A 9,518-nucleotide genomic window follows, 5' to 3' on the forward strand; every position below is an offset into this window, starting at 1 on the left:
CAATGAGACCTTGGGGATACTAAAACCAATCACAATCGCCAGCGATAATGCCACCATTTCGTAAGTACCTAAAATGGGGTGACCACCGGCTCGCATGAGGACATCGGCGACGGTCAAAAACATCATCAAGGTAAGAGCTGTCCCCCCAACGATATTAAGGACTTTAGTCACCCTGAGAAAAATGCCAAATATCCTTTCCATTGACCCTCCTTTTCAATTATGTTTCATAGTATGAAACGATGTTTCTTATTTATTTGCTCCAATTTAAAAGAAAGAAAAAGTTTTGTCAAGAAAATTTCAAAGGTGAGTATATCCCGCCAGTTACGATCCTGGATACCGGATATATAAACAGATACTCGATACTGGATCCTGGGTTTAATCCAGAATCCAGAAACCAGCATCCAACAACCAGGATCAAGAACATCCAGAATCCAGCTTCCAGAATCAAGCATCTGGCTCTTTACCCCCTGTTTATTCCAGTAAAGTCTGAAACTGGCGCGTTACATGAGATGCAGATAATTATAACATGATTATACCACTCCTTGACAAAATATGTATATTAAAGTTAAAAAAATCATCATAAAGCTAATCTGCGAGGATAGAATTATGAGAAACCTCAATATAACAAAAACATTGTTACTTTTTTTAACATGCATAGCTACTTTATTTTTATAAGAAAACAAAACGATTTACGTCTTTCTTCGGTTTCCCAACTGGCATGAATATATTTACACATTCTTTGCCATGCAGAAAATCGGTGCCATAGCTGTCCTGCTCATTCCGAGACATAATCAACTGGAGATCAACCACCTTGCCAGGTTATAAGATTCTCCACTTTCCTGTTGACAAAAGGGGCTTTCTATTGCAAGTTTTATGAAAAGCATTTCTATAAGTGAAACGTATGAGTCGGGATAAGAACGAAACTTTTTACAATAGGTCGTTGGAGAGGGCATTGCAGATACTGAACGCTTTTAAGAATGATAGACAAGTACTTACTGTGGCTCAACTCTCAGAGATCCTGAGCCTGCCCAGGGCTACGGTTTTACGGCTGTGCACAACACTGGTAAGGTACGGCTATCTCAGGCAGGACCCGGGGTCAAAGCAATATTCATTAGGCCTGAAATTGTTTGAGCTGGGGAGTATCGTTTTTCACTCTTTCTCCCTGAGAGATATTGCCTCTCCCTATTTAAGCCAATTGCAGATGAAGCTGGGTAAAAGTATATTCCTGGGGATCCTGGAAAATGAAGAATTACTTTACATCGACAAGAGAGAAGATCCACGGAACCCGATCACTTTTACCTCAAAGATGGGCACACGCCGCCCGCCCTATTGGGGTATGTTGGGGTCAGTGCTCATGGCATACCTGCCTGACAGCGAAATCGAAAGGCTTTTAGAGAAAAATCCTTTGACGGCTGCTACAAAGAAGTCTATTACCAAAAAAGAGAAGTATAAAGAGCGGCTTCGCCAGGTACGGGAGCAGGGGTATGCCATCGACGTCGATGAGGTTTTTGAAGGTATCAGCGGGGTCGCCGCTCCGGTCCGTGATTTTACAGGAAAGGTTATAGCCAGCATAGGCGTCGGATTCATCTCTTCATCAGTGGATTCAAAGGGCCTGAAGAGAATAGCAAAAGAGGTTATGGCAACAGCCCTGACTATTTCTAAGAAAATAGGTTACCTCGAAAAAAGGGAGCAAGCTGTATAGGCAAATTTGTTCAATTTTAATACTCTTCTCATCAATTCCCTATAAAGTCCGCTGGTTATCCTCTTCGCCTGAATGATTGTCTGTTGGGTAGGCAGTGAAGCCTTTACCTGCCCAAGTTTTTCCACTCTTCACCCAGGCGGTATTCTTAGTAACTACTACCTTCCAATCCCAAAAGACTTTTTCTGCTCTTAGCCAAGAATCACTTTTTTATTGTTAAGCGTTCCTCAAAAAACACTATAAGCCTTAATATACGGCGATATAGAGAAATTTTAAATTCTACATTTTTTGCTTGACAAAACTTTTGGAGGTGGTAATATGTTCATATTATGGACAGCTTTTTCATTAGATGGGCATATCGCAAATTACAAATGAAAAACAGCCTTTTCATATAGACTAAAGAGGGATAAACTCGAAGAAGATCGAACACCGATCCGATAGCTTTAGGGGGTTTGAAGAATGCGCTTTACGCCATCCCAATACCAGTAACACACGAAAGTATTATGCAAATGTAGTTTGAACAAAGGCAGGCAATATGTCAAAACACAATAATAAACAAAAAAAATAAAAAGGGGGTATCAAAATGGGAAAAAAATTAGTACTGTTCGTGTTTGTTATTTCGCTTCTATTTTTAACGTATTCTTTTACCTATGCAGCAGACGTAATAAAGCTCAAGTTTGCGAATTATTTTCCACCCACGCATATGAATTCGATAATCATGGATAAATACTGTAAAGAATTGACCAAAAGGAGTAACGGCAAGCTGGAGATAACCCATTACACGGGTGGCACGCTTCTTACAGCGCCCAAGATCGCTGTCGGCATAGCCAGCGGTATTGCGGATATCGGCCTCTCGCATTGCTCTTATACAAGGGGACGTTTTCCTGTCATGGAGATAATGGAATTGCCCCTCGGTTTCCCGAGCAGCTGGGTGGCAACGCATGCGGCCAATGACTTTTACAACAAGTTCAAGCCCAAGGAGTGGGATACCTATCATACTCTCATGTTCAGTACCAGTCCTCCTTGTGTTGTGCAGACGCTTAATAAACCCGTAAAAACTCTGGATGATATTAAAGCATTAAAAATAAGAGGCACCGGCAGGATTGCAGATATAACAAAAGCTCTCGGGGCTACACCAATGCCGTTGGAGATGGTAGATGTCTACGAATCGCTCAGGAGGGGCGTACTTGACGGCAACCTTGGCAATTTTGAACAGATGAAGGGCTTTAGAATAGGCGAATTATTAAAGTTCAATACCACATCCTGGAAAATCTCGAGCGTCAATATCTTCTATGTGGTTGTGAACAAGAATAAATGGAATAGTCTTCCTCCTGATATGCAAAAGCTCATTACCGATTACACTAAAGAGTTTCTTGAAGAATGGGCAGTTTCGTGGAATGACATAGAAATTGAAGGCAGAGAGTTCTTTTTAAAACAGGGCGGCCAGATTGTGCCTATCTCCGATGCTGAAATAGGCAGATGGGTAAAAGCTGTAGAGCCTGTTATCGCCGAATTCAAGAAAGACTTAGTCACCAAGGGCTATAAGCCCGGCGAGGTCGACAGCTGGATAAGCTTTTTACGGGAACGCATTGAATACTGGAAAGGTCAGGAAAAGGTTAAGAATATACCGACTGCGTATCAGTATTAACGAGTGTCGATCTTGACTTAGCATAGATAGGGGCCAACGCGGTAATGTATCATTATCTTGTGTCACGTAGAGAAAATGGGGTACACTCCTGATATATCGACTAAAATCCATCTTTTAGAAGGAGGTACCCCGGTAAAGCAAATAGTAATAAAGAATCTATCATAGGCAATGAAAATGGTAAAGGAGATGGATGTGACCTCACCAGCCCCAATATGTCCTTAACATTGCCCATGTCACATAACAGAAATGTTTATATGAATCAGACAAAAGAGGAGGAGGCATGACAGTGAAAACAATAAAGCCGGCTAAAAAGAAGGAACCCGAGACGCAACGCATCAGCCTCACGGTTAACGGACAGCTCTTTGAACTTGAAGCCGGAGGCGAGCCTGATCAGGTTGGGTCCTCCCACACGCTGGCCCATACACTGAGAGAAACGCTCGGCCTTATTGGTACCAAGGTATCATGTGATCACGGTGCATGCGGATGCTGTACCGTGCTTATGGATGAAAAGGCAGTACTTTCCTGCATGACCCTGACCATTGAGTGTGATGGGAAGAAGATAACAACGATCGAAGGTTTAAGCGATACAAGGGCTGAGAAGCTCGATCCTCTTCAGCAGGCATTCATCGACTATACAGCCTTTCAGTGTGGGTTTTGCACACCAGGCATCATCATGAGTGCAAAGGCCCTCCTTAATGAAAACCCTTCCCCGACAGAAGAGGAGGTAAAAGAAGGTCTCTCCGGCAACTTCTGCCGGTGTATCAGCCACTACCAGGTTGTGAAGGCTGTTATGGCAGCATCCAAAAAGGCGGGGTACCGAAATGACCAGTAAATACAGGTTCATAGGCAAGGCAACACCACGGAAGGATGCTACGGAGATTGTCACGGGAAGCTCACGATTCTTGAACGATATCAAGCTCCCGGACATGCTCTATGGCAAAGTGCTCCGAAGTCCTTACCCCCATGCGCTTATCAAGAAGGTTGACAAGCGCAAAGCGCAGAAGCTTCCGGGTGTGAAAGCGATACTTACCTGGGAAGACATCCCCGACTGGAAAGGAGGTACACCCCGCTACACGCGTGTGCTCGACCAAAAGGTCCGCTACGTCGGTGACGCCGTGGCGCTCGTTGCTGCCACAAGCGAAGAGATGGCTTCAGAAGCCCTTCACCTGATAGATGTGGAATATGAGCTTTTGCCGGCTGTCTTTGAGATGGAAGAGGCTTTGATTCCCGGCGCCCCCCAGTTGTATGATGAGTTCCCCGGTAACGTCGTAACCCCTGGCGTTCCCTTTTTCGGTCCCAAGAACTTAAAGGAAGTGGTCATGGGAGACGTGGAGAAGGGGTTCGAAGAAGCTGATGTCATAACAGAAGGGGCATTCGGCTACGAGAACATGCCGAACCCTTTGCCGTCAGAGCCTCCAGGTGTAATAGCCTTGTGGGAAGAACCCAACAAGGTGACTCTCTGGGTATCCAATCAAGCCTCATACATGGACTCGATTATCCTCTCCCATATCATCGGAAGGAAAGTCAAAGTGAGAACCATTGGTGGCCCCTGTGGCGGTAGTTTTGGGTCAAAGTATATGTCCTGGCAGATCCAGTGCTATGCAGCGCTCTTGAGCAGGGCAACGTGCAAGCCGGTAAAACTCATCTTCACAAAGGAAGAACACTTAGCGGTATTTACAATGCGGCTTGCATCACGTATGAAGGCCCGGGTGGGCATGAAGAAAGACGGGACGGTAACGGCAATCTCAGGCAGGTGGCTTATCGATACCGGTTACTATTCCATGACCACACAGTCCCAGGTGGCTGTCGGCTGTGGAGAGGTCCAGATCATGGTCCGGTGCCCCAATTGGGACCTTAAGCCGGTGATTGTCTGTACCAACAGGAACGCCTCAGGTATCGTGAGAGGCTTTGGCGGCCAGGAGCTGAAGTGTATACTGATTCCGCTCTTGAGCCTTGCCATGGAAAAGGTCGGGGTTGATCCCTTCGAGTTCTTAAAGAAGAATTTCGTCAAACCCGGTGATGGGTACTTCTGGCGGGACGGCATCTGGTATACCTACAGGGGTGTAGATTATACAAATGCTATGGATAAAGGCGCTGAGGCTTTTGGCTGGAAAGATAAGTGGAGGGGATGGCTCACGCCCACCGCGGTGAACAATACAAAAAGGATAGGGGTGGGTGTCGGTGTCCATGGAAATGCCGATATCGGCGAGGACGCATCCGAGGCATATGTGCGTCTTTATCCGGATGGAACAGCCATGCTCTTCTCGTGTATAACAGAGCACGGGACAGGCCAGAGGAGCAACGTGGTCAAGATGGTTGCTGAGGTGCTGCAACTACCCATGGAACGGGTCTCCGTAACACCCTCTGATTCACTGATTAACCCTTACGAGTTTGGACCCGCAGGCTCCAGAGGTACGTACGCAATTGGAGGGGCTGCAATCGCGGCAGCCGAAGACGCCAAGAAAAAGCTCTTTGAGCTAATTGCCCCCAAGCTCCAAGCAGCGCCAGAAGACTTAGAAACAGTGGATGGGGTAATTTTCGTCAAGGGCAATCCGGAAAAGCGGATACCCTGGAAGGCAATGGGGGTCGATCGTACCATCACGGGTTACGGACGGTTCGAGCCTGATTATACACTGAGTAACTGTATGATGACCTTCGTAGAGGTCGAGGTCGATACGGAAACCGGGAAAGTGACCCTTGTGCGTGTTGTCAACACGACGGATGTGGGCCAGATTATAGATCCCCCGGGTCTCGAAGGCCAGCTCAACGGGTGCCTCGGCTCCGGGGGCATTGACAGTGCCATCTTTGAGGAAACAATCCTTGACTATTCCACAGGACATATCTTGAACGCTAACATGGTCGACTACAAGTGGCGAACCTTTCCTGAATTACCGGTAATTGACAATGTGGCCCTCGAAACACCCTTTCCCACCCACCGCTTCCATGCGGTAGGCGTTGGCGAGGTGGCCACTTCCCCTGGCCCGGTAGCCGTGCTCATGGCCGTATCCAACGCCATCGGCGTCTGGCTGCATGACTATCCTGTGACCCCGGATAGGGTCTTAAAAGCTTTAGGGAAGATAGGGGATATGAGAAAAGGAGGTATGAGATGAAACCGTTCACCCACCATAATGCACGATCGATTGATGAAGCGATCACACTCCTTACAAAATACAAAGGGAAGGCAAAGCTCAACGCAGGAGGCACTGACCTCTTAGGCGTCTTAAAAGAAATGAGCCTCCCTGAGTACCCCAAAGCAATCATCAACATAAAGACAATCAATGGTCTCAACTATATCAACGAGGATAAAAAGGGGCTTAAGATGGGCGCCCTTACGAAACTTTCCGACCTAACGAAGTCTCCCTTTCTCAGGGACCATTACCCGGCGCTTGCGGAAGCTGCCCGTTCCGTGGCGACACCACAGGTCCGCAATGCGGCTACTATTGGCGGGAACCTATGCCAGGACGTTCGTTGCTGGTATTACAGGTACCCGTGCCATATAGGGGGACCGATACGTTGTTTACGAAAGGGGAACGGCCCGTGCCTCGCTGTTGCAGGTGATAACCGGTACCACGCCATCTTGGGCGGGAAAAAGTGCTTCGCTGTTTGTCCTTCAGATACTGCCGTAGCATTGGCTGCCCTGGGGGCACAGATAAAGATCGCGGGTCCGGAGGGCGAAAGAAAGGTGGCGGTCACGGACTTTTACAGCCCCCTCGGGAATGGACTCAAGAGTAATGAGATTTTAACAGAAATCGAAGTTCCCGGAATCACAGGCCCGACGAAGCAAAGATTCCTCAAGTTTACCCTGAGGAACCCTGTCGATTTTGCCATTGTAAGCGTGGCATCAATCATCACCGTGGAAGGAGGGGTATGCACGGATGCCCGTATTGCCCTTGGGGCCGTGGCTCCAGGACCGGTTAGGGCAAGAAAAGCGGAGGAAGTCATAAAGGGGAGACCCATTAACGAAGATATAGCCGTGATGGCAGCGCATGAGGCAGTGGCAGGCGCAAGACCGCTCAGTATGAACGCATACAAGGTTGAGATCGCAAAAACTCTTGTCAAGAGGGCGATATTAAGCTGATATGACATGCTTATAGCTCATAGCTTATAGCAGGGAAGCTCATGGCATAGGTTCATAGCAGATACAGTTCTTATAAACTATAGACCATGAACTATGAGCTAAACCAAAGGGGGAGTTATGCCAATAGATGGATTTGAACCGTACAGGCCGGAAGACGTGGAGAGATACACTAAGTCCAGATGGTGGTTGGGTCTCACCTGGGGAGACATGTTCGACAAGGCCACCGATCTGTATCCGCAAAAGGAAGGTCTTGCAGATGATACCGCCCGTTTCACCTATAAGGAACTCCGTGAGAAGGTCGATCGGTTGGCCATCGGCTTTATGGAATTAGGGATAAAGGAGCGGGACTTTGTGCTACTCCAGATCCCGAACTGGCATGAATTCATCATTGCCTTTTATGCGCTGCAGAAAGTCGGAGCTATAACTGTCCTGCTCATCGACCGCCACGGCCTCACAGAAATCAATCACGTATGCAGTCTGACCCATCCCGTAGCATGGATCGGCCCGGACCGCTACAAGAACACTGAGTATCTGCCTATGATAAAACGCGTAATGGAGGATAACAGAGAACTAAAACACATAATATCAGTGAGAGCACCAGAAAATAAAGCTTTTATCCCTTTGGAGAAGCTGATGAATACTGGCGAGCTGACCGCCGCCAGTCTTGAGGCCCTTGCAGCTAAGCGTCCGGATCCCATGGAAGTATCGATGATACTCCTTACGGGCGGCACAACAGGCTTACCTAAAGCCGTTCCTCGGACCCATAACGACTACATTGCGAGTGTAGAGTACCATTCGAAGGCCTGGGAGATAACGAGCGATGATGTTGTGTTGACTGTTGCCCCGGTGAGTCACGCTCAGGGCATGCACAACGGCGTGGGCGGCGCCTTTTTCAACTATGCGAAATATGTGCTCACCGATTCCACAGACGCTGAAGACATTTGCAGGGTCATAAAACGGGAAAAAGTCACGGCATTTCCTACGGTACCAGCCCTTGTCCAGAGGATTGTCAGTCTCGAGAACCTGAAAGAATACGATCTCAGCTCACTGAAAAAGATATACGCGGGCGGGGCACCCAGCACCCCGGAGCTGGTCAGGAGTGTTTACAAAAAGCTGGGCTGCAAGTTCGTGAATGCCTTCGGCTCTGCCGAGGGATTAGGTGCCATGACCCGTCTCGACGCAGATTTGGAAACGATTTGCACCACTGTAGGTGAGAAAGACTGCCCTTATACACAGTTCAAAATTTTAGATCAATACGAACAGGAAGTACCGCCCAATCATGAGGGAGAGCTTGCCACGAAAGGTCCGAACATTTTTACCGGTTACTTCAAATCAGCAGAGGAAAACAAGAAAACGTTCACGAAGGACGGTTTCTTTAAGACAGGGGACCTGGCAAAAATCGATGAGTCCGGCACGGTCATGATCACCGGCAGAATCAAAGAGACGATCCTCCGGGGCGGAGAGACGATCAGCGCGGTAGGTATCGAGCGGTTGATCAGTTCCCATCCCGGCGTTGCAGATGTGGCGGTCATAGGCATGCCGGATAAAGCTTTGGGTGAGCGTATATGTGCTTACATCCAGCTCAAAGACGGGGTGACTCTGTCCTTTGAGGAACTGATTGCCTATCTGAGAAATATCGGGGCCTCTGTCCTCCAACTGCCGGAGCGGGTTGAATTCATCGATAGCATACCCCTCACCAAGGTCGGTAAGGCAGACAAAAAAGCCTTGAAGGAGGACATCCAAGGGAAGCTGGGTATGTGATACCAAAGAGCAAACAAAGGTTAAGGTTGTATGACCTGTCCCCTAAAAATAGTACAACCTGAGAATATAAGTTTTGTATACTATTAAGCATATAACGAAGGAGGGACAGGTCACAACCTCTTTTCTGCATCCCACAAAAACATCTTAATAGCCGACCAGTGGTGCAAAGAGGTAGAGAAGCAGAAAATTACAATTAAACCGGACAACCTCTTTAAAGTTCTTCTATAATAGTTGGACACAATGAAAGATACACTTATATTGATGTTTCAGGAAAACCTTAAAAAATATCCAGAAGTACCCTGTTTTTTACAGAAGAAAAATGGCCATTATAG

The 9,518-nt window shown here is 47.4% G+C and carries 7 protein-coding genes; 6 read left to right on the forward strand and 1 reads right to left on the reverse strand.

Features of this window, described 5'->3' with window-relative positions:
• Positions 1-201: TRAP transporter small permease (locus NTU69_07815; GenBank protein MCX5803419.1), on the reverse strand; the 201-nt coding region annotated here is incomplete at its 3' end.
• Between the two features lie 700 nt (positions 202-901).
• Between NTU69_07815 and NTU69_07820 the strand changes: the two genes are divergently transcribed.
• The 6 genes from NTU69_07820 to NTU69_07845 all read left to right on the forward strand — a co-directional run bounded on the left by NTU69_07820 (position 902) and on the right by NTU69_07845 (position 9,186).
• A complete protein-coding gene (locus tag NTU69_07820) occupies positions 902-1,702 on the forward strand; it encodes an IclR family transcriptional regulator (GenBank protein MCX5803420.1) in 801 nt (266 codons plus the stop codon).
• Positions 1,703-2,282: 580 nt separating this feature from the next.
• Complete coding sequence (locus NTU69_07825) at positions 2,283-3,347, forward strand: TRAP transporter substrate-binding protein (GenBank protein ID MCX5803421.1); 1,065 nt, start codon at positions 2,283-2,285, stop codon at positions 3,345-3,347.
• 286 nt (positions 3,348-3,633) lie between these two features.
• Positions 3,634-4,179: a (2Fe-2S)-binding protein gene (locus NTU69_07830; GenBank protein ID MCX5803422.1), complete on the forward strand. Its 546-nt coding sequence runs from the start codon at positions 3,634-3,636 to the stop codon at positions 4,177-4,179.
• Positions 4,169-6,457 carry a xanthine dehydrogenase family protein molybdopterin-binding subunit gene (locus NTU69_07835; protein ID MCX5803423.1) on the forward strand — a complete coding sequence of 763 codons (2,289 nt, stop codon included), beginning with the start codon at positions 4,169-4,171 and terminating at the stop codon, positions 6,455-6,457. The genes NTU69_07830 and NTU69_07835 overlap by 11 nt, the downstream gene beginning before the upstream one ends.
• Positions 6,454-7,425 (forward strand): xanthine dehydrogenase family protein subunit M, encoded by a 972-nt coding sequence (locus NTU69_07840; GenBank protein ID MCX5803424.1) that lies wholly within the window; start codon positions 6,454-6,456, stop codon positions 7,423-7,425. Before NTU69_07835 ends, NTU69_07840 begins: the two co-directional genes overlap by 4 nt.
• 117 nt (positions 7,426-7,542) lie before the next feature.
• A complete protein-coding gene (locus tag NTU69_07845; GenBank protein MCX5803425.1) occupies positions 7,543-9,186 on the forward strand; it encodes an AMP-binding protein in 1,644 nt (547 codons plus the stop codon).
• Positions 9,187-9,518 lie beyond the last annotated feature (332 nt).

Source organism: Pseudomonadota bacterium (assembly GCA_026388215.1).
Classification (GTDB): Bacteria; Desulfobacterota; Syntrophorhabdia; order Syntrophorhabdales; family Syntrophorhabdaceae; genus JAPLKF01.

Excerpts from the sequence above, each read along its gene's own strand:
- NTU69_07820 (MCX5803420.1), top strand. The coding sequence starts at position 902 with ATGAGTCGGGATAAGAACGAAACTTTTTACAATAGGTCGTTGGAGAGG.
- NTU69_07825 (MCX5803421.1), top strand. The coding sequence starts at position 2,283 with ATGGGAAAAAAATTAGTACTGTTCGTGTTTGTTATTTCGCTTCTATTT.
- NTU69_07835 (MCX5803423.1), top strand. The coding sequence starts at position 4,169 with ATGACCAGTAAATACAGGTTCATAGGCAAGGCAACACCACGGAAGGAT.
- NTU69_07840 (MCX5803424.1), top strand. The coding sequence starts at position 6,454 with ATGAAACCGTTCACCCACCATAATGCACGATCGATTGATGAAGCGATC.
- NTU69_07845 (MCX5803425.1), top strand. The coding sequence starts at position 7,543 with ATGCCAATAGATGGATTTGAACCGTACAGGCCGGAAGACGTGGAGAGA.